Source organism: Citrobacter sp. Cf118 (assembly GCF_030334095.1).
Taxonomy (GTDB): Bacteria; Pseudomonadota; Gammaproteobacteria; order Enterobacterales; family Enterobacteriaceae; genus Citrobacter; species Citrobacter freundii.
The window spans coordinates 162,714-187,534 of the sequence record NZ_JAOWES010000086.1 but is presented as its reverse complement, the minus strand read 5'-3'; the positions used below and the strand labels follow the sequence as shown (position 1 = coordinate 187,534).

Sequence of the window (24,821 nt, the reverse complement as noted above, 5' to 3'; positions counted from 1 at the left end):
TCCCTTTCTATATATTGTCCACACGTCTTCTACCCACTAAGACTCAGAACTGTAATAGGTATTGCAAAGCTAAGTTCACTCTCGACGATTTCCCCTCCCCCGTTGATTTGAAAACAAGCAGCAATATAATAAAAGGGCTGGAAATATCGGCAAAGCCTCAGGTAAAATATTTTCAGACTGATGGCAGTATTATCAAAATTAATTTATCACGTGACAAACTACGCAGGGAGACTTGAATCAAGTATCCAGTACTGATGTTTACACCACATTAATGACATATGACATATATCATCAATTCGGAGATCTGCATTTTCACTCTCAAAAATGTGGCCCGATAAATACCTCACCCCAAAAGTGTTAAATTTTTATTATGATTATTTTGCGGAGAGTTTATGAACAAAATATATCAAATAAAATGGAGTAAAATCCGTAATTGCTGGTGTGTGTGCTCCGAACTGGGAAGGAAGAACACGAAAAAAAAATCCAGGGCGTTATTAGCCGGTGCTGTAGCGCTATGTTCATCAATGGCCTTTGCTAATGATATTGATGTCAGCACAGATAACACCGTTGATTTTGGCGAAAAAAACCAGTCTATTAATTACCATATCAATGTAAAAGATAATGCTAACCTGGTAATCAATGCGCCGGACTCTCGCCCCCGCCTGACCTTCACATCAGGTGGTGGACTGGATATTACCCAAGGAACAGTGCGTATCAATGGCGAGCTAAACGTTCTGCTGAGAGGTACGGGTTACCTTAACGTGTCCAATGCAGGCAGCGAACTCTATGCTGACGACTTATATGACAGCGCATCAGACAACTGGCGAACTGGTGGTTATTTTAACGTGTCTGATGGCGGTAAGATTCATGTTAAAGGGACCAGTCGTCTTACCTATGAAAGGGGAAACATTAGCGGCGAAGGTAGCCAGGTAAATACACAAACATTCTTTATGGGTGTTTTCAAGAGCTACGGTGGCGATCAATTCCTGTCGGTTAATAACAAGGGTGAAATTAACGCCAGTGAGAAATTAAGCCTGGGGTATTACAATCAAGATTCAAATACCACGCTGGTGGTATCTGACATGGGGAAAATATCTGCCCCAGAAATTAGCTTGAGTACGAACTCAGAATTAGCATTAGGCGCTCAAGAAGGTGAGAAAGCTAAATCTGCTGGAGTTATTGACGCCAAGAAAATAGAGTTTGTCTGGGCTAGCACAGACAATAAAAAAATCACACTGAACCACACCAGTGATAACGCAAATATAACAGCTGATATATCAAGCGGCAGTGAGGGGCTGGGTAATATCAATGCGCTAAATGGTACAACGTTTTTATCTGGTGATAACTCAAAATTTAGCGGCAACGTAAAAATTGCCAGGAATGCCACCCTTGGGGTTACGCAGAACCTGGGAACCGCTGATATTAGCAATAGCGGCAAACTCTTACTGAACGCCCAGGACAACATGGCGTTTACCAATAAGGTTTCGGGGAACGGCATTATCTCCGTCGGCGCCGGAAATGTGGCGTTATTAGGTGATAACACCGCCTTTAAAGGAAAGATCAATGTTGAATCGGGTGCCGTTGCAACCGTGTCCGATCAGAAAAACTTGGGCTCTGCCGGGTTATCCGTTGACGGGAAACTGCAGCTCAATAGCACCAGCGACTGGTTGTTTAGCCACCAGATTTCTGGGTCTGGCATCCTGGGGGTCGATACGGGAAATCACGCTTTCTCTTTTAAAAATAGCGCAGCGACCTCTGGGTTCACTGGTGATCTGGCATTACAAAATACGACATTCAACCTGCAGGGAACCAACACCGATGCTCTTGCAAAAGCAGGGCTGATTGCAGGAAAAGGGAGTGAAATTTCACTGGGCACAGGCACACAGTCCATCGGAAGTCTGGCCTTTTCTGGCGGTACCATTGAGTTTGGTAACATTACCCCCGGCATACACCAAACCGACAAAATGGTGAATGTTAAAGACCAGTTAGACCTGACGGGATCTGGTGCTGTGCAGGTGAATCCTGTGGGCGTAGTGGACGCCATATCTCAAGGTATTGATACCGGTCTCTCCTTAATGGAGCAGGAAGACGCCAATGCGGAAATTAAACTGGTTTCCACCAATTCAGCAACCGTTGTAACAGGAGATGCCGGAAACCTGCAACTGCAGGATCTGAACGGTAACGCGATAACAGACGCTGTTCAGCATGACATCAGCCAGGACGGGCAGGTTGTAGCAAAGGGAACATACGACTATCGCCTGACCAGCGGGCAAAACCATGACGGCCTTTATGTGGGCTACGGTCTGACGCAGATTGAACTACAAGGACAGGGTCAGAATGCACTGATCCTGAACGCCAACGGAAAAGTCGGGGCGGCTGCGGAATTGAGTTCCCGCCTGACCGGCTCCGGGGATCTGGCGCTCGACAGCCAGAAAGGCCACACAGTTTCACTATCTGGTTTGAATAATGATTACACCGGTTTGACCGATTTGCGCAGCGGTAATCTACTGATGCTCAATGACAATGTTCTGGGCCATACAGCAGGTCTGCAGATGGCAGAAGAGACCGTTTTGGATATGAATGGGCATAGCCAGACGATTGGGCAGCTAACCAGCGCAGCGGGATCAGTTCTGAATATTAATGGCGGTAGCCTGACGATTTCTAACGGCGGAACATCCGCGGGGGCATTGGTCGGCAGCGGTAATCTGAATATCGATAACGGTGTCTTTAGCGTGAAGGGCTGTAATGCGTCCTTAAACGCAACAACGGCCATCGCCTCCGGCGCAGAGGTCACTCTGGATAATGTTCAGGGATTGGGAACCGGGAAGATTATTGCCGATGGTCATCTCAACCTCAATGCCGTTGAGGGACACTTGTCCAACAACCTTAGCGGTAAGGGTGAAGTTTCATTCAGCGAATCTAACGTCGCTCTTAAGGGGGATAACAGTGGATTTAGCGGCCAGCTTAACCTGGATAAAAACACACAATTAGTGGCGTCAGCCGCCGAACATCTGGGGGAGGCGACGATTCACAATCAGGGTGACATGATCCTTAGCAGCATGGATGACTGGACCATGCAAAACCAGGTCGATGGCAGCGGTAATATCATCAAGCAAGGCCAGGGCACTGTCACTCTGACTGCGAATTCCACCTATACCGGCACCACGGATCTTCAACAAGGGAGGCTGATGCTGGGTCAGGAGGATGCGCCTGTTACTTTAGCGAGCCAGCAGGTCAATATATCTTCGGCCGGTATGCTTTCAGGCGCGGGAACGGTACTAGGCAGTATCCATAATGCCGGACTGTTTGTTGCCGGAAATGGAGCATCAGGCCACTTTACTGTTGGCGGAGATCTCACCAATCAGGGTGCGATCTCTTTGGGGAATATTGGACAGTCCGCCGGCAACCAGCTGATTGTTGAAGGAAATTACCACGGCAACAATGGTCATATTAATTTTGATACGGTTCTGGGGGACGATCGTTCGGCCACCGATAAGCTTATTGTAAAAGGTGATACCACTGGCAATACTCAAGTAAGTGTCACCAATGCAGGAGGCCAGGGTTCACAAACTCTGGAGGGGATTGAGCTTATTCATGTTGATGGCCGTTCTGATGGTGATTTTGCTCAGAGCGGGCGTATCACTGCGGGTGCGTATGATTATTCATTGGTTCGAGGTCAGGGGGCTAACAATAATCACTGGTATCTGACCAGTCAGTTGATTAAGCCTGAAAATCCCGAAAAACCGGTTTCGCCCACAGAGCATATGCTTCGCCCGGAAGGAGGAACCTATACCGCGAACCATGCTGCAGTAAACACCATGTTCAACATGCAGCTACACGATCGCTCGGGCAAAGCTCAGTACACAGATGTGTCAACCGGAGAGATGAAAACCACCGGTATGTGGATGCGTCAGGCAGGTAGCCACCAAAGTTGGTATGACGGTAGCAGCCAGTTGCGTACTCAAAGTAATCGCTATGTGATGCAGCTCGGCAGTGATATCGCGCAGGGCTCAACCAACGGGCATGATAGCTGGCGTCTCGGGATCATGGCCGGATACGGTCATGACAATAATCAGACCCGCTCATCAGCAACGGGTTACACCTCGCGAGGTAGCGTCAATGGCTATAGCACTGGCCTTTATGCCACGTGGTTTGCCGATAACACTGATCATAAAGGCCTGTACTTCGACGGTTGGGCACAATATGGATGGTTTGATAACCATGTCAAAGGTGAAGGACTGGCTTCTGAGTCCTATAAATCCAAAGGTCTGACGGCATCTGTTGAAACAGGGTATACCTTTAAAGTTGGCGAATTCTCTGGCAGCAAAGGAACCGTTAATGAGTGGTATGTTCAACCGCAGGCGCAGGTTACCTGGATGGGGGTCAAATCTGATGACCATCGGGAAGCTAACGGAACGCGTATCGAGATGAATGGTAACGGTAATATTCAAACCCGTCTTGGAGCCAGAGCCTATCTGAAAAGCTTTAATAAAATGGATGAGGGCAAAGGCCGCGAATTCCAGCCATTTATTGAAGCTAACTGGCTCCATAATACACGCAGTTTTAGCACAAAAATGGACGATGTTAGCGTCAGCCAGGAAGGTGCACGCAATCTGGGAGAGATTAAACTGGGTGTCGAAGGCCAGATTACGCCAGATTTAAATCTGTGGGGTAATGTGGGCGTCCAGATGGGAGACAACGGTTACAACAACAGCGCGGCAACGTTAGGACTGAAATATCATTTCTAATCAGCCCGCAACAAAATATAGCCGGGGTGTTTTCGACAGCACCCTAGCTACTGCCATAACCCCAAATATATCGACGCTTGCATTATTCTCATAGCCAGGCGAGCTATGAGAATAATGAGCACTTAAATAGTACCAACCGTCATCCCATTCCTCCCATTTTACTGATCAAAGGGAGGGAAAAAACGACTCGCTTTTAACAAAGCCATTCAAAACCTTATTTATCAACTGGATACTCGCGATTAATCCACGCATGTTCATCTTCCCAGGTGAACATCCATTTGCGTACCGGGCCCGCCATCACGTTGAGGTAGTAGCTGTCATATCCTGCCAGGGTTGCCACCGGGTGATACCCTTTTGGCACCATCACGACATCACGGTTATAGACAGCCATACACTCGTCAAGCGATCGGTCGTCGGTGTATACCCGTTGCAGACAGAATCCCTGCGGCGGGTTGAGGCGATGGTAGTAAGTCTCTTCCAGATAGGTCTCCTGCGGCGGATTGTCGGTATCATGCTTATGACTTGGCCAGGAACTGGTACAGCCTTCGTTGGTCCACACCTCCACCACCAGCAGGCTGTCGGCGGGTTTATCTTCCGGTAAGATGTTGTGCACGTAGCGCTGGTTATGACCTTTGCCACGCGCTTCGCCGTCGATATCCTTAGGTGCAATCAGCCGCGTCGGATACGTTCCTTTCCCTGGTGCCGCGCAGACCGCCAGCTCCAGTCTGGTCACCGCCTGGACCTGTATTGCCTCGCCAGAAGTGACATACACCGCCCACGGTTTGATACGCTCGAACGGGCTCATTCGCTCGCCGATATCCGTAAAGGTTGCGCCCGGCGTGGTGACGGTCGCGCGTCCGGCGACCAATACCAGACAACGTTCTTCGCTGACGGCGGGCAGCGTAAGCTGCTGCCCCTCTTCCAGTTCGTACGCTTTAAAGCCAACATATTCCCAACCGGCGCTTTCCGGCGTCACTGACTGCGTACGCCCCTGCGCGTCCGGCTGCTGCCAGCGTGATAATAAACGTGACATATCACCTCCTCAGATAAGACCAGCGTCACGCGCCAGACGGCTAAGGTTGTTATAGCCCAGACGCGCATACGTTAGCGGATGCGCGATGGCCGGATCCTGCTCCGCCTCCACGACTAACCACCCCTGATACTGGTTCGCCTTCAGCAAGGCCATGATCGGCGGATAGTCAACGCAGCCATCGCCCGGCACGGTAAAGACCCCACTCAGTACCGCATCGAGAAAGCTGGTTTTGCGATTTTTGACATCCGCCAGCACGTCGGCACGCACGTCTTTACAGTGAACATGGTTGATACGCGATGCCCAGCGCTGCGCCACCGCCAGCGGATCGGCCCCGGCGAAGGTCAAGTGTCCCGTGTCGAGCAGCAATCCCACTTCCTCACCGGTATGGGTCATCAGGTTGTCCACGTCATCGGCGGACTCAATCACCGTTCCCATATGGTGGTGATAGGCAATCTGTACCCCCTGCTGCTGGGTGTAGCGCGCAAACTCGGTGAGCTTTTCACCGTATTCTTGCCAGCGCTCTTGCGGGAAGCGCGGACGCAGATGTACCGGCGTCTGCTGCTCGCCGTGAATGCAGCCACTGACTTCGGCAAAGACCAGCACCTTGGCCCCCAGCTCGCGCAGTAACGTCAGATGTGACTGCACGGCGGCAATCTCCTCCTCCACACTGCGTTCCAGTAGACGTCCGGAGTACCAGCCGGAAACCAGTTGCAGGTCGTGACGCTGCAAAATGGGGCCGAGCAGTCGCGCCTCGCGCGGGAATTTATTACCCAGTTCGAAACCAGCAAATCCGGCCTCTTTGCCCTCGCTCAGACAAGTATCAAGCGACGTCTCAGCGCCCAGTGAAGGAAGATCATCATTCGTCCATGTCAGTGGATTAATACCTAATTGTACCGTCATTATCTTCTCCTGAATTATGCTTGTCCGCGCTCGCGCCACCAGGCGATAAGCTGCAGGTAGTTATCTTTAATGCGCGCCACCAGTTGCGCATCGTCAATATCGTGTTTCAACCACGCGCGGGAAGCGTCGCCAAACAGCGTGCGTCCCACGGCAAATCCTTTCACCACCGCATGACCCGCAGCCGCTTTGAAATCCGCGCGCAGTTGCTCTGCCGGTGCGTCCAGACCAAGGATCACCACGCCACGGCAGTGCGGATCGCGCCGTTCGATAATGTCACTCAACGCCGTCCAGCCAGCAGAAGTCAGCGGTGGGAGTTTCCACCAGTCGGGGTAAATCCCTAAGTTGTAGAAGCGGGAAATAGCGCGCAAATACAGTTCATCACTGCGCGGCATACTGGCCGGCAAAATCACCTCCAGCAGCAGCTCATGACCAGACTGGCAACAGGCGCGGTACACCTCGGCGATTTTCTGTTCTTGCTCCAGACGCAACGCATGGGCATCTTCCGGATGGAAAAAAACCAGACACTTCACCACATGTTCCTGCGGCCAACTGATGAGCTGCGAGCCAATATTGCCGTGTTCCATCTCCAGCGGGCGAGATCCCGGCAGTTCGATAGGGCGACCTATCCACCAGCCCTCTCCGGTTATCGAATTCAGCGCATCCTGACCAAACGTACCGTCGCAAAGCAGCCCGGCCTTGCCCTCCAGCCCGGCGCTGTTGGCCGCTTCACGGCTGGCCTGCAAAATAAGCTGTTTCAATGCCGGAATACGCTTCAAAGACGCGCCGCACTGTAGCGCCATCTCTTCAAGCTGACTGCGGTGATCGAAAGCCATCACGCACAGTTCCGGCCATGTGCGACGGCGAGTCGTCACGCGATGCAAATGGTTGAGATGCGGATCGAGATCCGGACGCGGAACCTCCGCAGCACGAGAAAGATAATCATCTAGCTCAACTTTGCTCGGCATCGCCGGCGCACAGCCGTGACGAGATACCACCAGCGCACCGCAGGCATTAGCATAGCGGCACGCCTGCTCCCATCCCTCATCGTTGAGGTAGCCGCGCAGCAGGCCGGACATAAAAGCATCCCCCGCCCCCAACACGTTCAGCACCTCCACGCGTACGCCGGTCACCGTCAGGCCATCGTCCAGCCGGGCCGGGATCGCGTCGGTATACACCGAGCTACCGAGCGCACCGCGCTTGCAGACCAGCGTCGCGTTACTCACGCCGCGAACCTGCGACAGCGCCTGCAGCGTATCGGTACTGCCGCCCGCGATATGAAACTCCTCCTCGGTGCCGACAATCACATCAAAAAGATGCAACACCTCCTGCAACTGACGGGTGACCTGATCGGCGGCGATAAAACGTGTTTCGCCGTCGCCTAAGGATGTAAGCCCCCACAGCACCGGGCGATAGTCGATATCCAGCGCCGTACGCACGCCGTGACGGCGGGCGTAAGCGAGCGCCGTCAACACCGCCTCGCGGGTTTGCGGATGAGAAAGATGCGTCCCGGTGATAGCAAGACAACGAGCAGAAGCGATGTACTGTTCATCAACATCGCTGGCGGTAATCGCCATATCCGCGCAGTTATCACGGTAAAAAATCAGTGGGAAGGTGTCCCGGTCTTTAATGCCGAGTAGCACCAGCGCTGTCAGGCGGTCTTTATCGGTAATCAGATGGCTAGTATCGCAGCCTACCTGGTTTAATTCTTCACGCAGGAAACGCCCCATATGTTCGTCGCCAACCCGCGCCAGCATTGATGAACGCAGTCCCTGTCGCGCCGTTCCGTAGGCCACATTGCCGGACGATCCGCCAAGATATTTGGCAAAGCTCGACACATCTTCCAGGCGTGCGCCAATCTGCTGACTGTAGAGGTCAACCGCCACGCGGCCCATGCATATCACATCAAACTGCTTTTCCACGTTGATACCTCTTCAGACAATGTCGTTCACATTCAGCCAGCGGCCTTCCTGGTGCGAGAGTGCGATGGCGTCAAGCACACGCGACACCTTCCAGCCCTCTTCGAAGTCCGGCCACATCGGCGCGTCGGCGGCAATGCCGTCCACCAGGTCGCGCACTTCCACTGTTTTCTGGTCGTTAAAGCCGATGCCATGCCCGGCTCCCATACAAAACGCGCCGTAGTCCGGATGCGCCGGACCAACCAGTAAAGTGCGAAACCCCTGGCGGTTGACCGGATCGTCATGCAAATAGAGCTTCAGCTCAGCCATGCGCTCCTGGGTAAAACTGATGGTTCCTTTGGTCCCGGTAATCACATACGACAACCCCATCTTGCGGCCACAGGCAACGCGGGAGGTTTCAATCACCCCTTGCGCACCGCCTGCAAAGCGCACCATCGCGTGGGCCTGATCTTCGTTCTCTACCGCCACCATTTGCGAGGAACCGACCTGCGCCGGACGCTGTGGCACCACGATCTTCAGGTCGCCGCAGACCTGATGAATATCCCCAACCAGGTACTGCGCCATATTGACGATATGCGCCGCCAGATCGCCAAGTGCCCCCAGACCCGCCGTTTCTTTAAAACAGTGCCAGTGGATCGGCGCAAGCGGATCGGCCATGTAGTCTTCGTTGTGGGTGCCGTAGAAATGGATCACCTCGCCAATTTCTCCGCGCTCAATGATCTCTTTCGCCAGCTGCGCCGTTGGGTTCTTCATATAGTTGAACCCCACCAGGGTTTTCACTCCTGCCCGCTGTGCAGCCTCAACCATTTCACGCGCGTCGTGGGCGTTCAGCGCCAACGGCTTTTCCGAGTACACATGCTTGCCGTGGCGAATCGCTTCCAGCGCCATCTCTTTGTGCAGATGGTTGGGAGAGCAGATATCCACCACATCAATGGCCGGGTCGGCCACCAGCGCCCGCCAGTCTCCGGTTGAGCGATTGAAGCCAAACGCCTGCGCCCGCTCGGCGGCCAGCTCCGGAGAAACTTCCGCTACCATTTCACGCACCAGTTTGCCGCGCAGGTTAAACACCGTCGGGGCCTGGGCATAGGCGATAGCATGCGCCTTGCCGATATACCCGGTGCCAATCAATCCAATACGAACTTCTTTCATCATGATCCTCACAGTGCGCCGCGACGGCTCTTGGCGTAGGTATCGAACGCCACCGCCAGAACGATAATTAAGCCAGTAATAATTTGTTGGTAGTAAGCCGAGACGTTCATCAGCACCAGACCATTAATCAGGATGCCCATGATGATCGAGCCGATAATGGTGCCGCCGATACGTCCGTACCCACCCATCAGCGACGTGCCGCCAATCACCACCGAAGCGATGACGCGCAACTCAAAGGAGATCCCGGCGACCGCTTCCGCACTGCCTAAACGCGCACTGAGGATGAAGCCCGCCAGCCCAGCCAGACAGCCAATCAATACGTAGACGCTCACCAGCACGCGCTTCACATTGACCCCTGCCAGACGCGCCGCCTCCGGGTTGCCGCCGATGGCGTACACGAAGCGCCCCCAGCGGGTTTTATGCAGTGCCAGGTAACCGCCAATAGCGACCAGAGCAAAGATCCAGATTGGAATCGAAATGCCGAGCAGCTCGCCGCGTCCCCACCAGCGGTATCCCGCGTCGAAACCGGCAATCGGCGCGCCGTCGTTGATCACCAGCGTCAGGCCGCGCCAGATGGTCATCCCGCCGAGGGTGACGATAAACGGCGGCAGACGCAGGCGGGTCACGCCGAGGCCATGCAGAAAACCAATCGCGGTGCCCATCGCCATACAGATGCCAAGGCCAATCAGCCAGCTCATGCCGCCCCAGGCGTTCGGATCGACGGTGGTGAAGTTGTCGCCCTTGATCACATACGCGGCGGTCATAGCGCAGACCGCCAGGATAGAGCCCACCGACAGATCGATGCCGGCAGTCAGAATGACAAACGTCATACCCACCGCCATGATCCCGTAAATGGAGACTTCGGTCAGAATGTTGAAAATGTTGCGTTCAGAAAGAAAATTGCTGTTCTGCAACTGAAAGAAAATCAGCAGCAGGATCATAAAAATCAGCACCCCAAAGCGCTCAAAAAAGGCAATGGGATCGAGACGTCCACCGCGTTTGGCTGGAACCTGCGTTTTAGAAATAATCTGCGTCATGAGTCACTCCGTTATGCCGCATTCAGGGCGTTGTGGTTGATGGCCATCATCGTCATTAGCCGCTCTTCGTTGGCGTCATCGCCGTGGATCTCGCCAGTCACCCGGCCTTCACTCAACGTGATGATCCGATCGGAAACCGCCATGACTTCCGGCAGATCTGAAGAGATCACAATCACCGCCACGCCCTTTTTCGCCATATCAAACAGCACCTGATGGACTTCTGATTTGGTGCCAACATCGATGCCGCGCGTCGGTTCATCCACAATCAACACCCGAGGGTTAAGCGCCATGCAGCGCGCGAGGATCACTTTTTGCTGGTTTCCGCCGGAGAGCTTGCGCACCTCCTGCGCACTGTTGACCATTTTGATCTGCAGCGCCTGGCGGTAAGACTCAATCAGGGCATCTTCTTTGCGGGTATTCACAAACCAGCGCCAGTGCAGCAGTGACGACAGGCTGGAGAGCGACAGGTTGTCGCGGATCGACAGTCCCAACACTGCACCCTCTTTTTTACGATCTTCCGGTACCAGCGCCAGCCCCTGATCCAGCGCAAACAGCGGATCGCGCGGCTGATACGGCACGCCATCAAGTTCAAAGCTGCCGGAGGTAAAACCGTCGGCGCCAAACAGGCAGCGGGCCACTTCGGTGCGCCCGGCACCCACCAGTCCGGCAATACCTAATACTTCGCCAGCATGCACGTGGAAGCTAATGTCGTGCAGCGCGATGCCATGCGGATCCAGCGGCGGTTTTTCGCGGCTAAGCCCCTTCACCGCCAGACGCACAGGTTTATCTTCATGGTGAGTTTCGCTGGCCGGGCGGCGATTAAAGGCCACATCGCGCCCCACCATCAGGCGGATCAGCTGTTCTACGGTGGTCTGTGCAACCGCGCCATTCCCGGTGAATCGTCCATCCTGAAAAACGGTGAACTGGTCGCAGAGTTGAAAAACTTCATGCAGGCGATGGGTGACGTAGATAATGCTCACGCCACGCCCTTTAAGTTCCCGCACCACCCGGTGCAGACTTTCTACTTCGCTGTCGCTCAGCGCGGCGGAAGGTTCGTCCATGATGATCAGCTTTGCGTTCAACGTCAGCGCCCGCGCAATTTCCACCATTTGCTGCTGCGCCACGCTCAGTCGGGCCACGGCTGTGGTTGGCGCAACGTTCAGTTGCAGGTAATCCAGAATCACCTGCGCCTCCTGATTTACCGCCTTTTCGTCCACAATCAGATTGCGTTTACGCGGTTCGCGTCCGAGGAACATATTCTCGGCGACGGTCATATTGGGCAGCAGATTAAATTCCTGATAAATCGTGATAATGCCCTTGTTCTGCCGCTCAACCGGAGAGTCTTCTACCGGCAATGTTTCGCCGTTGAACCAAATATCCCCGCGTGTTTGCGGCTGTGCGCCCGCCAGCGCTTTCAGCAGGGTCGATTTTCCGGCACCGTTCTCACCTAACAGCGCATGAATTTCGCCTGCTCCGACAGTCAGTTGTGCGCTGCTCAGCGCCCAAACGCCGGAAAAGCTTTTCGCCAGGTCGGTCACTTTCAGTAAGGGTTGCGACATCGGTCTGCTCCTCCTCATAGAGAGCCGCCACTTGCGCGGCGGCTGCGGACATATCAGTTACCGGCTTCGTTAATACGCTCGGCCTGCTGCAGGTTCTCTTTGGTGATAAGCGTTGGCGGGTAGTCAGCCCCGGTGATCGCAGTCTTCTCACGGACGTTATTCACCAACTGGCTCATGGCCGTTTTCACCGCAAAGCCAGGACGTTGATCCGCCGTCACTGCCAGCCAACCGTCGCGCACACGCGCCAGTGCTTCCGGCACGGCATCGAATCCCGTGACCAGAACTTCACCCGGCTTCAGTCCTTGTCCCTGTAATGCTTCAATCGCGCCCAGCGCCATATCGTCGTTAGCGGAGAGGATCACCTGCGGACGCTTCGGCAGCGAAGGCAGCACGCTTTCAACAATGCGCATCCCTTCAGAACGCATCCAGTTACCGGTCTGATCGGCAACGATCTTGTACTTTTCACCACCCGCCTTCAGGCTGTCGCGAATACCTTTAGTACGTTCAATGTTGGAGGAGGAGCCTGGCTGGCCGGTCAGCAGAATAATGTCTGCCCCGTCTGGGAATTTGGTTTTGACAAAGTCGCCAATCGCCTGGCCGCCTTTGTAGTTGTTCGCGCCGAAGTGCGGCACTTTTTTCTGGCTGTCAACGGAGCGGTCGAGCGTGACCACGGGCAGTTTCGCATCCTGAATTTCATCTACCGCGCTGGATACCGCGTTGACATCGTTCGGCGAAACAATAAAGCCCTGTGCGCCACGAGTTATGGCGTTTTCCAGGTCAGCGACCTGTTTTGGCGAGCTACCCTGCCCGTCCAGGACCTGTAAATTCACGCCCATCTCTTTTGCGGCTTTCACCGCCGTGCGCTGCATGTGAACTTCAAATGGCATCGCCAGGTTTGGCGTACTGAAAACAATTTGCTCATTTTCAGCAATGGCTGCCCCGGATGTCATGGCGATGAGGACAGCTAAGATCAATTTTTTCATTATTATGTCTCTCTGTGTAGGGTAGGTTGTGGTGACAATCAGAGGAGAACTTCACGCTGGCTATGCAGTGACTCCAGCGCTTTATCCGCCAGATACAGCGCACGCTCGCCATCGTCCCCGCTGCAATCAGGGACCGCTTCGCCGCGCAGTACCGCAACAAAGTGTTCCCATTCCGCGGCATAGGCCGATTTATAACGCTGCAGGAAGAAGTGTTCAGGTAACGCGCTGGTGCAGCCCTGTTTGCCGTAGTGCTGCACCTGGTTTTCGAGAATATTGCCCGCGCACAGCAGCCCTTCAGAGCCGTGCAGCTCAAGGCGCTGATCGTATCCGTAAGAAGAACGGCGGCTGTTGACGATGGTCGCCATCGCGCCGGAGGCATATTTCAGTACGATGAACGCGGTGTCGATATCGCCCGCTTCGCCAATCGCCGGATCCACCAGATTACTGCCCTGGGCATACACCGAAACCGGCTCTTCGCCCATGATAAAGCGCGCCATATCAAAATCGTGGATGGTCATATCGCGGAACATACCGCCGGACACACGCACATATTCCGCAGGCGGCGGCGACGGATCGCGGGAGATGATCAGCAGCGATTCCGGCTTACCGATACGCCCGGCCAATGCGTCAGTTTTCACGCGGCGAAACTGCGGATCGAAGCGGCGGTTGAAACCGATAAACAACGGTACGTCGTACTCTTTGACCACTTTCAGGCAGTCGCGTACACGGGCCAGATCCAGGTGGACCGGTTTTTCACAGAAGATGGCTTTGCCGTGGCGTGCGGCCATTTCAATCAGATCCGCGTGGGTATCGGTCGCGGAGGCAATCAGCACGGCGTGAACGTTAGGGTCCGTCATCGCCTCATCCAGGCTTTGCAAACGAGCCTGGTACTGTGTGGCAAGACGAGTGGCAAATTCCTGATTCGGGTCGACGACCGACCAGAGGGTAGTAGCACTGTGACTGGCAATGTTAGCTGCATGTACCTGGCCAATTCGGCCAGCGCCCAGTAAAGCAATGTTAAACATAACGGCTCCCGGTGTTGGTGAATGCGATGAACTAACGACCCTTTAAATAAAACATTTATTTCATTTTTATAAATAGTGAAAATTATGTTTTTGGGTGCAAGTTAACACTTTTGAGATGATCGAGATAAAATTTGTTATCAATATCACAACATAAAGACAGGAAAGATGAAGGAATTGGCCCCCTTCCGTTCAGGAAGGAGGTGATGGATGAAGAGAAAGGAAAAATGAAATGAAAATTTCGTTGTCGCAGGTTGCCGGATGACGATGCTAACGCCTTATCCCGCCAGAAGGTAGAATCCGCTGTAGGCCGGATAAGCGCAGCGCCATCCGGCATTAATCGCTTTTAGTACTGACGTGCGTTTTTCACCTGCTCAAACGTCTGCTCAGCCGCTTTTCGCACCGACGGAGAGTCTGCCACCTGCGCATCGCCAGTGCGCCACCAGGAGGCATAGTCGTGGGTCATGGTTTTCGGCAGAACTTTGATATCCAGCAGCACAGGCCCCGAATGCACACGGGAGGCTTCCAGCGCCGCCAGCAGGCTTTGCTCGTCATGTACGCGCCATGCCCGACAGCCGTAGCTTTCCGCGTTTTTGGCAAAATCGACCTTCACCAACGGTCCATCTAACCGTCCGGTTTGCGGGTTGCGGTGGCGGTTTTCCGTACCGAAACTCCCCATCCCATGCCCCATCTGCAGGTTGTTAATGCACCCGAAGCTGGCGTTATCAAACAACAGGATAGTGACTTTTATCCCCTCCTGAACGGCGGTTTGTAGCTCGGAATGCAGCATCATGTATGAGCCATCCCCCACCATGGCATAAACCGGCTGCTGTGGCTTCGCCAGCCTGGCCCCAATAGCAGCCGCAATTTCATAGCCCATACAGGAGTAGCCGTATTCCAGGTGATAGCTGTCCGGGGTTTTGACCTGCCAGATACGCTGTAAATCGCCAGGCAGCGATCCAGCGGCCCCCACGACGATAGCGTTATCTTCAATGTGCTGATTGATAAGTCCCAGCACCTTCGTCTGGGTCAACCGGGTGTTTAGCGTGTCGCCATATTCCGCTAACTGAGCGTCAAGATGCCCTGCCACTTCGGGTTCGTCGTCGGGACGCCAGTCGCGATCCCATAAACGTTGGCACTCATCGCGCCAGGCCTCTTGCGCCTGCGTGACCTCCTTCCCCCAATCGCTGCGGTAGTCTTTCAGCGTTTCAGTTAACGCCGTCAGTCCGGTACGGGCGTCGGCGATAAGCGCGGTGGCATCAAACTTCAGTGCGTCAAACTCCGCCACGTTCAGCAGCAGGAACTCAACCTCCGGATGAGAAAACAGCGCTTTCGAACCGGTGGTAAAGTCGGTGAGGCGCGTACCGATGCCGATCACCAGATCGGCTTGCGGTGCGAGCTGATTCGCTGCCATCCCTCCAGTTACCCCAATGCCTCCGAGGTTAAGTGGGTGGTCACTAACCAGTGCGCCTTTTCCGGCCTGAGTTTCGGCAAACGGCAGTTGCAGCGTTTCAACAAACGTACGAAACGCCTCATGCGCGCCGGAATATCGTACCCCGCCGCCGCATACCACCAGCGGACGGCGTTTGCGGGCAATCAGCGCCCGCGCCATCGCCAGACGCTGTGGGTCGGGCGGTCGACGTTCAATCAGATGAACGCGGCGCGCAAAGAAACTCTGGGGATAGTCCCAGGCTTCTCCCTGTACATCCTGTGGCAGGCAGATGGTCACGGCACCAGTATCTGCGGGGTCAGTAAGCGTTCGCATCGCGTTTAGCATCGCACTCATTAACTGCTCCGGGCGGTTAATCCGGTCCCAGTAACGCGAGACCGGGCGGAAGCAGTCGTTGGTGCTGATGCCGAGGTCATGGTATTGCTCAATTTGCTGCAATACCGGGTCCGGCTGACGGCTGGCGTAGACATCGCCTGGCAATAACAACAGAGGAATACGGTTCGCCGTTGCGGTCGCCGCTGCGGTCACCATGTTTGCAGCTCCCGGCCCAACCGATGACGTCACGGCAAAAATACGCTGGCGCCGATGCTGTTTGGCGAATCCGGTCGCCATGTGCGCAATTCCCTGCTCATTACATCCCTGCATCACCTGCAAATGACCGGGATCCTGCTCCAGCGCCTGGCCAATGCCAAGCACATTACCGTGACCAAAGATGGTGGCGACCCCCTCGACAAAGGGCGTTTCCACGCCATCGACACAGATATATTGTTGATTAAGGAATTTGACCAGCGCCTGAGCCATGGTCATACGTTCGGTTTGCATAACCCCTCCTGTCAGCCCAGCGTTGGCATGGAGAACGCTGCCCCTGTGTCCTGCAGCATCTCCGGCCAGCGTGCGGTGACGGTTTTCATCCGGGTATAGAAGCGCACGCCATCATTGCCGTGAACATTGAGCGCACCAAAAATGGACCGCTTCCAGCCGCCAAAACTGTGGAACGCCATCGGCACCGGAATAGGCACGTTAACGCCCACCATGCCCGCCTGCACCTCTTCGCAGAAACGACGCGCACAGCCGCCATCACGTGTGAAAATTGCCGTGCCGTTACCATATTCATGACGATTAATCAGTTCCACCGCGCTGCTGTAATCTGCTACGCGCACCACAGAAAGCACCGGTCCAAAAATCTCTTCTTTATAAATGGTCATCTCCGGCGTGACGTTATCAAACAGGGTCGGCCCAACAAAATAGCCCTGCTCATGACCTTTGACGCTAAAATGCCGACCATCCACACGCAGGCTGGCCCCCTGCGATTCCCCACTGTCGATATACCCGAGCACTTTATTCCGATGCACCGAGGAGATAAGCGGTCCCATTTCGTTTTCCGGTGTCTGATCAAGCCCCGGCCCGACACGCAGCGCCGCAATCTGTTTTTCCAGTCTCGAGCACAGCTCATCTGCCGTTTTATCACCCACCGCCAGCACGACAGAAAGCGCCATGCAGCGTTCACCCGCCGCGCCGTAAGCGGCCCCCATAATGGCGTTGGTCACCATATCCATGTCGGCATCCGGCATTAAAATGCAGTGATTTTTAGCACCACCTAACGCCTGGCAACGCTTACCGTGGGCTGACGCTGTCTGATAAATGTATTCCGCAATCGGCGTAGAGCCGACAAAGCTCACGGCTTGCACGCGCGGGTCAGTCAGCAGCACGTCGACGGACTCTTTATCTCCCTGTACGACGTTGAACACGCCGTCCGGCAGGCCCGCCTCTTGCAGCAGTTTCGCCAGAGCCAGGGCGAGAGAAGGATCTTTTTCCGAGGGTTTCAGCACAAAGGTATTCCCGGTTGCCAGCGCGATGGGGAACATCCACATCGGTACCATTGCCGGAAAGTTAAACGGCGTGATCCCGACGCAAACCCCGAGAGGTTGCATCAGCGAATGGCTATCGACGCCGGTGCCTACGTTGGCTGAGTGTTCGCCCTTTTGCAGATGTGGGATGCCGCAGGCAAACTCCACCACTTCCAGGCCGCGGGTCAGCTCACCAACTGCGTCAGAGAACACCTTGCCATGCTCTTCGCTGATGATGCGAGCCAGCCTCTCCATGTTTTCTTCCAACAGCGCCTTAAAGCGGAACATCACTCGCGCACGTTTTAACGGAGAATGGCGCGCCCACCCGGGGAATGCGTCGTGCGCTGCCGCAATGGCCTGCTCGGTTTCCTGTATCGTACTCATCACCACCTGGCGGATCTGCTCGCCGGTGGCCGGGTTGAAGATTGCCTGAACGCGCTGGCCTGAACCGGTGACACATTCGCCGTGGATAAAATTCGCTACTGTCTCCATCCTTAACCTCTCGCTGTTGATACGTGACTGTTACCTGAACACTGTTATCTGTGTACTATATATGAAACAAACATTCCATTTTAAGTTGAAATAAAATAAATAATGATTAATGTGATCAAGGATGGGTTTTTATGTTAACAAGCGGAATCGCATGATTAGCGTGCACTGGCAGAACGTTTCAGCGAACGGCAAACCTGAAGCTTTTGTTTCGTTTTTACAGCCAGATGAATGAGTGACATTTCAAAGACGCGGTTTTGCGTTTAGAATCATAAAACTATGTACCAGGAGGTAAAATGACAACAGCAACCAGCCTGAACGAGCTGCAGCAGCAAATCCGCGATCGCTACGATAGCCTGAGTAAGAGGCTGCAGCAGGTGTCCCGCTATGTGCTGGATAATACCAATAGCGTGGCCTTTGATACGGTTGCCGTCATTGCTGAACGTGCCGGAGTGCCACCCTCAACGCTGATCCGCTTCGCCAATGCCTTTGACTTCACCGGCTTCAACGAAATGAAACAGCTGTTTCGTATGAACCTGGTGGAGGAAACCGCCAGCTACAGCGACCGCGCGCGCATGTTCCGTGAGATGGAAAGCGAAGCCGTGCCGGAAACCCCGCTCGATATCCTGCAGGAGTTCGCCCGTTCGAATACTCAAGCGCTCCAGCAGCTGGCAGCCCGTGCCGAACCTGAAATGCTGGAACGCGCCGTACAATTGCTGGCAGAAGCCGACACCATTTACATCGCCGGTTTACGTCGTTCGTTTAGCGTCGCCGCCTATCTCACCTACGCCCTGAGCCATCTTGAGTGTCGCCCTATTTTGCTCGACGGAATGGGCGGAATGCTGCGCGAGCAGATTAACCGCATTAAAGCGCGCGATATCGTGGTGTCGATAAGCTTCTCGCCTTATGCGGAAGAAACGGTGATGGTCAGCGAAACTGCAGCCAATGCCGGCGCGCGCCAGATCGTGATTACCGACAGCCAGATAAGCCCGCTGGCAACGTTCAGCGATCTCTGCTTTGTGGTGAAAGAGGCGCAGGTCGACGCGTTTCGCTCCCAGTCAGCGACGCTGTGCCTGGTACAGTCACTGGTCGTGGCGCTGGCTTACCGGCTAGGTGACGGGAGTAATGAACGCGGTCATTCTGTCGGTTGATGAGCGACGCGAAAATTGATGATCCGCTTTATTACATTCCCGCCAGCGTGACGTGAAATCGTGATGTCTGCAGTTACTTTTATGGTCGTTGAAAATATCACCATCATTCAGCGACCGGATAAAATACAATCCGTTATTACCATGAGCTACAATTATATTAATTTTAGATAATCAACAATGCATGTGCTGACAATAATACGCAAAGGTTTACTATAGCCCTGTCTTTTTTAAGCAGGAAAGTAAAATGAAAAATACAAAAGGGTTGATGATTATTGCCCTTGCTTTCACCCTGGCATCATGTGCCGCCATTCCTGAGAATATCAAAGGTAATAATCAACCCGATATCCAAAAAAACTTTATCTCCGTGCATAACCAGCCTGGTTTATATACCGGTCAGCAGGCCCGCTTTGGCGGTAAAGTCATCAATGTGATTAACACCAAAAAAGATACGTTGCTGGAAATCGCCGTTTTGCCACTGAACGACTCTGCTAAGCCACAAATTGACGCGAGCTATCAGGGACGTATTCTTGCCCAGCAGAAAGGTTTCCTCGATCCGGTAAACTACAGAAACCATTTCGTGACTATTTTGGGAACAATTCAAGGAGATGAGTCAGGTTTCATCAACAAAGTCCCGTACAACTTTGTTAAAGTTGATTTACAAGGTATCCAGGTTTGGCATTTAACTGAGTCTGTCAACACCACTTATAATATGTGGGATTATGGTTACGGTGCGTTCTGGCCAGAGCCGATGTGGGGAGCGCCTTACTACGCTAATACAGTAACTCAGGTAACTCCGGAGCTAGTGAAATAATCCCAGAGGTAAGATGGCGCGACTATATTCCGGAGTCAGGTGTTGGCAAACAACCCTTCTCATTACCCCGCGTTTATCTTATTGCGCCATCCTGCTTCAGGAGATCCTTCGCTTAACATGCATTCTTCCTGTTACATATAATTTTTAACCGCTAATTCTTTAGCGAAGAAATGGGCTTTACCCTTCTCATGCCTGACCATCTTTTGTTATTTACCGACAACTCCCCCACCCTGCATGCAATAAAAGAACATTTGTGTTTACACATTATTCAGGGATTACTATGAACAGAAAATGCTTACTGTTGATACCATTATTCTTTAGTAGCGTCATCATCACTGCCTGCGATAATAAACCTGCAGTAAAAACCACCATTGAGCCCGAAGTCGGCGTTGTTACCTTAGTCCCCTCCTCAGTAAATATTAAAAGTGAACTTCCGGGTCGCGCACTTGCGTTCGAGATCGCCGAAATCCGCCCTCAGGTTGGTGGGATCATCATAAAACGCAACTTTGTTGAAGGTGATAAAGTCAGCAAAGGAGAATCACTGTATCAAATTGATCCAGCCCCACTGCAGGCACGACTGGACTCAGCCAAAGGCGCGTTGGCAAAGGCACAGGCTACCGCCAATAATGTTCGTCTGACACTAAATCGGCAGTCAGCATTAATAAAATCTAATTACGTCAGCCGCCAGGACTATGACACCACGCGTTCACAGCTTAATGAAGCGCAAGCCAATGTTGCCGTCGCTAAAGCGGATCTTGAACAAGCCACCATTAATCTTCGATATGCCAATGTTACCTCGCCCATTGATGGCATTAGCGGCAAATCTTCCGTGACCGTGGGTGCCCTGGTTACTGCCAATCAGGAAAACTCGCTGGTCACCGTTCAGAGATTAGATCCGATCTATGTTGATTTAACGCAGTCAGTACAGGACTTCTTACGCCTGAAAGAAGAGAAAGCTAACGGCAAAATTGCCCAGCAACAAGGCAAAATTCCGGTTGAGCTGATGCTGGAAAACGGCAAACCCTATCGCCATACCGGTACGCTTGAGTTTTCCGATCCCGCTGTTGATGAGACCACCGGTTCGGTAACCCTGCGCGCCGTATTTCCCAATCCTGAAGGTGAAATTTTACCCGGCATGTATGTCACTGCGTTGCTGGACGAAGGCAGTCAACAAAACGTGTTGATGGTCCCCCAGCAAGGAATTACGCACAACGAGCAAGGAAAAGCCACCGCGCTGATCCTTGACCAGGAAAACGTAGTGCAACTGCGTGAAATAAACGCAGTGAAGGCCGTTGGTAATCAATGGTTAGTGACCGCGGGATTACGCCCCGGCGATCGGGTCATTGTGTCCGGATTACAAAGAATTCGTCCGGGAAGCAAAGCCCGGGTCCTCCCTTCAAAACTGAACACACCTGACACGGTAGCTGAACAGTAATATTTCAGGTATTAAGGACACTTTCTTTATGGCCAACTTTTTTATTGAGCGCCCAGTTTTCGCCTGGGTGCTCGCTATTATCATGATGTTTACGGACGGTATCGCGATAATGAACCTGCCAGTCGCCCAATATCCACAAATTGCGCCCCCAACCATTACCATCAGCGCGGCCTACCCCGGGGCAGATGCAAAGACCGTTGAAGACTCCGTCACCCAGGTGATTGAACAGAATATGAATGGTCTTGACGGCCTGATGTATATGTCATCCACCAGTGATGCGGCAGGTAATGCCTCGATTATCCTGACCTTCAAAACGGGTACGTCACCCGATATTGCGCAGGTTCAGGTACAGAATAAACTGCAGCTGGCGATGCCTTCCTTGCCACAGGAAGTACAACAGCAAGGGATCAGCGTTGATAAATCCAGCAGCAATATCTTAATGGTCGCCGGTTTTATCTCTGATAATAACAGCCTGAGCCAATATGATATTGCCGACTATGTGGCCTCGAACATTAAAGATCCGCTAAGCCGCACTGCCGGGGTGGGGAGCGTGCAGTTATTCGGTTCGCAATACGCCATGCGCATCTGGTTGGATCCGCAAAAGCTCGACAAGTATAACCTCACTCCCGAGGACGTCATTACCCAGCTCAAAGTACAGAATAATCAGATATCTGGCGGGCAACTGGGGGGCATGCCTCAGTCAGCCGATCAGCAATTAAATGCGTCGATAATCGTCCAGACGCGTCTGCAAACAACCGATGAATTTGGCAAGATCTTCCTTAAAGTTCAGCAAGATGGTTCTCAGGTTCTACTGCGTGATGTCGCACGCATTGAGCTGGGTGCGGAAAATTATGCCACGGTTGCACGTTACAACGGCAAACCCGCCGCCGGGATTGCAATTAAACTTGCCGCAGGCGCCAATGCCCTTGAAACGTCCCAGGCTGTTAAACAAGAGCTGAACAGATTATCAGCCTGGTTTCCGGCCAGCATGAAAACCGTTTATCCCTATGACACCACGCCGTTTATCGAAATTTCGATTCAGGGTGTTTTTCATACTTTGATCGAGGCAATCATTCTGGTATTCCTCGTCATGTACCTGTTTTTGCAAAGTTTTCGTGCGACGCTCATCCCCACTATCGCCGTTCCGGTGGTTATCCTTGGCACCTTTGCCATTCTCGACGTCGCCGGTTTTTCGATTAATACGCTCACGATGTTTGGCATGGTGCTGGCGATAGGGTTGTTAGTCGATGATGCTATCGTGGTGGTTGAGAACGTAGAACGTATTATTGCTGAAGAGCACTTGTCTCCAAAAGCGGCAACGCATAAAGCAATGGGTCAGCTCCAGAGGGCGCTGGTTGGTATTGCCGTGGTGTTATCCGCCGTATTTATGCCGATGGCATTTATGAGCGGCGCGACAGGAGAAATTTTCCGTCAGTTTTCCATCACCTTGATCTCCTCCATGCTGCTGTCGGTGTTTGTGGCGATGAGCCTGACGCCAGCACTCTGCGCCATGCTGTTAAAAGCACATGATGACGAGCAGGCAAATACACATTTTCTGTTTACCCGATTCAATCATTTCATGGAGAAATGCACTCAGCACTACACGGACAGCACCCGAAAACTGTTACGTTGCACGGGCCGTTACATGGTCGTTTACTTAGTCATTGGCGCGGGCATGATGGTGCTGTTTTTACGTACGCCGACCTCCTTTTTGCCTGAAGAAGACCAGGGGGTATTCATGACCACGGCGCAATTGTCCTCAGGTTCAACGATGGTGAACACCAGCAAAGTGCTCGGGGAAATAACGGACTACTACCTGACGAAAGAACAGAAAAACGTTGCTTCTGTTTTCACCGTCGGCGGATTTGGTTTCAGCGGTCAGGGACAAAACAATGGCCTGGCGTTTATCAGCCTGAAGCCGTGGTCAGAACGCGTTGGCGAAGAAAACTCGGTTACCGCCATTATTCGACGGGCAATGATGGCCTTAAGTACCATCAATAATGCCGTCGTTTATCCGTTCAATTTACCCGCGGTCGCAGAATTGGGCACCGCATCAGGGTTTGATATGGAGTTGCTGGATAACGGTAATCTTGGGCATGAAAAAATGATGCAGGCCCGAAACGAGCTTTTGGCTCTGGCCAACCAGTCCTCAGGTGAGGTCGACGGGGTGCGCCCAAACGGCCTGGAAGATACGCCGATGTTCCGCATTCACGTCGACGCCAAAAAGGCTGAAGCTATGGGCGTTGCGTTATCGGATATTAATCAGACCATCTCCACCGCGTTCGGTAGTCGCTATGTCAATGATTTCCTGAACCAGGGGCGCGTAAAAAAAGTGTATGTCCAGGCCGATACGCCGTTCCGTATGTTGCCGGACAATATCAATCACTGGTATGTACGTAATGCCTCTGGCGCGATGACCCCACTTTCCGCCTACTCATCAACCGAGTGGACCTACGGCTCTCCACGCCTTGAACGCTACAATGGTCAGCCAGCAATGGAAATTCTGGGCCAGCCGGTAGAAGGGAAAAGCAGCGGTGATGCGATGAAATTTATGGCATCACTGATTAATAAACTGCCCGCAGGCGTCGGTTATGCCTGGACCGGTCTGTCTTATCAGGAGGCGCTATCCACAAACCAGGCACCAATGCTGTACGGCATTTCGCTGATCGTCGTATTTCTGGCGCTGGCGGCGCTGTATGAAAGCTGGTCGATCCCTTTCTCGGTGATGCTGGTTGTGCCAATCGGGGTGGTCGGCGCGTTGCTGGCCACCGATCTGCGCGGCCTGAGCAATGATGTTTATTTCCAGGTCGGCCTACTCACCACGATGGGGCTATCGGCTAAAAATGCTATTTTGATCGTCGAGTTTGCCGTCGAGATTATGCAGAAAGAAGGGAAAACGCCGCTTGAGGCCGCGGTGGAAGCCGCGCAAATGCGCTTACGTCCTATTCTGATGACCTCACTGGCCTTCATCCTGGGGGTAATTCCACTAGCAATAAGCAACGGCGCGGGCTCTGGCGCGCAAAATGCCGTCGGTACGGGGGTTATCGGTGGGATGCTGGCCGCGACGGTACTGGCGATCTATTTTGTTCCAGTATTCTTTGTACTCGTTGAAAATACGTTAGCGCGATTTAAAGCCCGACGTTGATCCCCTGCTCTATCCCTGGGTTTAGATTATTAAATCCAGGGATGGGACTTCATTTGTCAGGTCTACAGTTATTAGCGGGCACGGCTATCCAGCGAGTTTCTCGTGGATAGCAGGGTAAGCATTACGCGGACTTTTCTTGTAGGGGA

15 protein-coding genes are annotated in these 24,821 nt (G+C 53.2%); 5 read left to right on the top strand and 10 right to left on the bottom strand.

The window, feature by feature from the left end; all coding sequences use genetic code 11:
• The first annotated feature begins 392 nt into the window (after nucleotides 1-392).
• Complete coding sequence (locus OGX67_RS14950) at nucleotides 393-4,748, top strand: autotransporter outer membrane beta-barrel domain-containing protein (protein ID WP_257651584.1); 4,356 nt, start codon at nucleotides 393-395, stop codon at nucleotides 4,746-4,748.
• 214 nt (nucleotides 4,749-4,962) lie between these two features.
• On the opposite strand, the gene iolB is transcribed toward OGX67_RS14950, so the two are convergent.
• The 10 genes from iolB to OGX67_RS14900 form a co-directional block, all read right to left on the bottom strand.
• Nucleotides 4,963-5,781 carry a 5-deoxy-glucuronate isomerase gene (gene iolB, locus OGX67_RS14945; RefSeq protein ID WP_204583342.1) on the bottom strand — a complete coding sequence of 273 codons (819 nt, stop codon included), beginning with the start codon at nucleotides 5,779-5,781 and terminating at the stop codon, nucleotides 4,963-4,965.
• Between the two features lie 9 nt (nucleotides 5,782-5,790).
• A complete protein-coding gene (iolE, locus tag OGX67_RS14940; RefSeq protein WP_204583341.1) occupies nucleotides 5,791-6,681 on the bottom strand; it encodes a myo-inosose-2 dehydratase in 891 nt (296 codons plus the stop codon).
• Between the two features lie 14 nt (nucleotides 6,682-6,695).
• Entirely contained in the window at nucleotides 6,696-8,600 is a 1,905-nt protein-coding gene (locus tag OGX67_RS14935; protein WP_032938051.1) for a bifunctional 5-dehydro-2-deoxygluconokinase/5-dehydro-2-deoxyphosphogluconate aldolase, read from the bottom strand.
• Nucleotides 8,601-8,612: 12 nt separating this feature from the next.
• A complete protein-coding gene (locus tag OGX67_RS14930) occupies nucleotides 8,613-9,746 on the bottom strand; it encodes a Gfo/Idh/MocA family protein (RefSeq protein ID WP_086550382.1) in 1,134 nt (377 codons plus the stop codon).
• An 8-nt stretch (nucleotides 9,747-9,754) separates the two neighbouring features.
• Complete coding sequence (locus OGX67_RS14925) at nucleotides 9,755-10,783, bottom strand: ABC transporter permease (RefSeq protein ID WP_003839791.1); 1,029 nt, start codon at nucleotides 10,781-10,783, stop codon at nucleotides 9,755-9,757.
• An 11-nt stretch (nucleotides 10,784-10,794) separates the two neighbouring features.
• Nucleotides 10,795-12,342: a sugar ABC transporter ATP-binding protein gene (locus OGX67_RS14920; protein WP_003839789.1), complete on the bottom strand. Its 1,548-nt coding sequence runs from the start codon at nucleotides 12,340-12,342 to the stop codon at nucleotides 10,795-10,797.
• Between the two features lie 53 nt (nucleotides 12,343-12,395).
• The gene (locus OGX67_RS14915) at nucleotides 12,396-13,325 is read right to left on the bottom strand and encodes a sugar ABC transporter substrate-binding protein (RefSeq protein ID WP_003826099.1); all 930 of its coding nucleotides are present in this window, start codon (nucleotides 13,323-13,325) and stop codon (nucleotides 12,396-12,398) included.
• A 38-nt stretch (nucleotides 13,326-13,363) separates the two neighbouring features.
• Nucleotides 13,364-14,350 (bottom strand): inositol 2-dehydrogenase, encoded by a 987-nt coding sequence (iolG, locus tag OGX67_RS14910; protein WP_003845960.1) that lies wholly within the window; start codon nucleotides 14,348-14,350, stop codon nucleotides 13,364-13,366.
• Between the two features lie 343 nt (nucleotides 14,351-14,693).
• Nucleotides 14,694-16,619: a 3D-(3,5/4)-trihydroxycyclohexane-1,2-dione acylhydrolase (decyclizing) gene (gene iolD, locus OGX67_RS14905; RefSeq protein ID WP_204583340.1), complete on the bottom strand. Its 1,926-nt coding sequence runs from the start codon at nucleotides 16,617-16,619 to the stop codon at nucleotides 14,694-14,696.
• Nucleotides 16,620-16,630: 11 nt separating this feature from the next.
• Nucleotides 16,631-18,136 (bottom strand): CoA-acylating methylmalonate-semialdehyde dehydrogenase, encoded by a 1,506-nt coding sequence (locus OGX67_RS14900; protein ID WP_192474309.1) that lies wholly within the window; start codon nucleotides 18,134-18,136, stop codon nucleotides 16,631-16,633.
• 293 nt (nucleotides 18,137-18,429) lie between these two features.
• Here OGX67_RS14900 and OGX67_RS14895 point away from each other — a divergent pair, with 293 nt between their 5' ends.
• The 4 genes from OGX67_RS14895 (at nucleotide 18,430) to OGX67_RS14880 (ending at nucleotide 24,675) form a co-directional block, all read left to right on the top strand.
• A complete protein-coding gene (locus tag OGX67_RS14895) occupies nucleotides 18,430-19,284 on the top strand; it encodes a MurR/RpiR family transcriptional regulator (protein ID WP_003839777.1) in 855 nt (284 codons plus the stop codon).
• Nucleotides 19,285-19,528: 244 nt separating this feature from the next.
• Nucleotides 19,529-20,095 carry a Slp family lipoprotein gene (locus OGX67_RS14890; RefSeq protein WP_003839775.1) on the top strand — a complete coding sequence of 189 codons (567 nt, stop codon included), beginning with the start codon at nucleotides 19,529-19,531 and terminating at the stop codon, nucleotides 20,093-20,095.
• A gap of 280 nt (nucleotides 20,096-20,375) precedes the next feature.
• On the top strand, nucleotides 20,376-21,530 hold the full coding sequence (locus OGX67_RS14885) for an efflux RND transporter periplasmic adaptor subunit (protein ID WP_060855037.1): 1,155 nt from the start codon (nucleotides 20,376-20,378) through the stop codon (nucleotides 21,528-21,530).
• Between the two features lie 28 nt (nucleotides 21,531-21,558).
• Entirely contained in the window at nucleotides 21,559-24,675 is a 3,117-nt protein-coding gene (locus OGX67_RS14880; protein ID WP_286526711.1) for an efflux RND transporter permease subunit, read from the top strand.
• The last annotated feature ends 146 nt before the right edge of the window (nucleotides 24,676-24,821 follow it).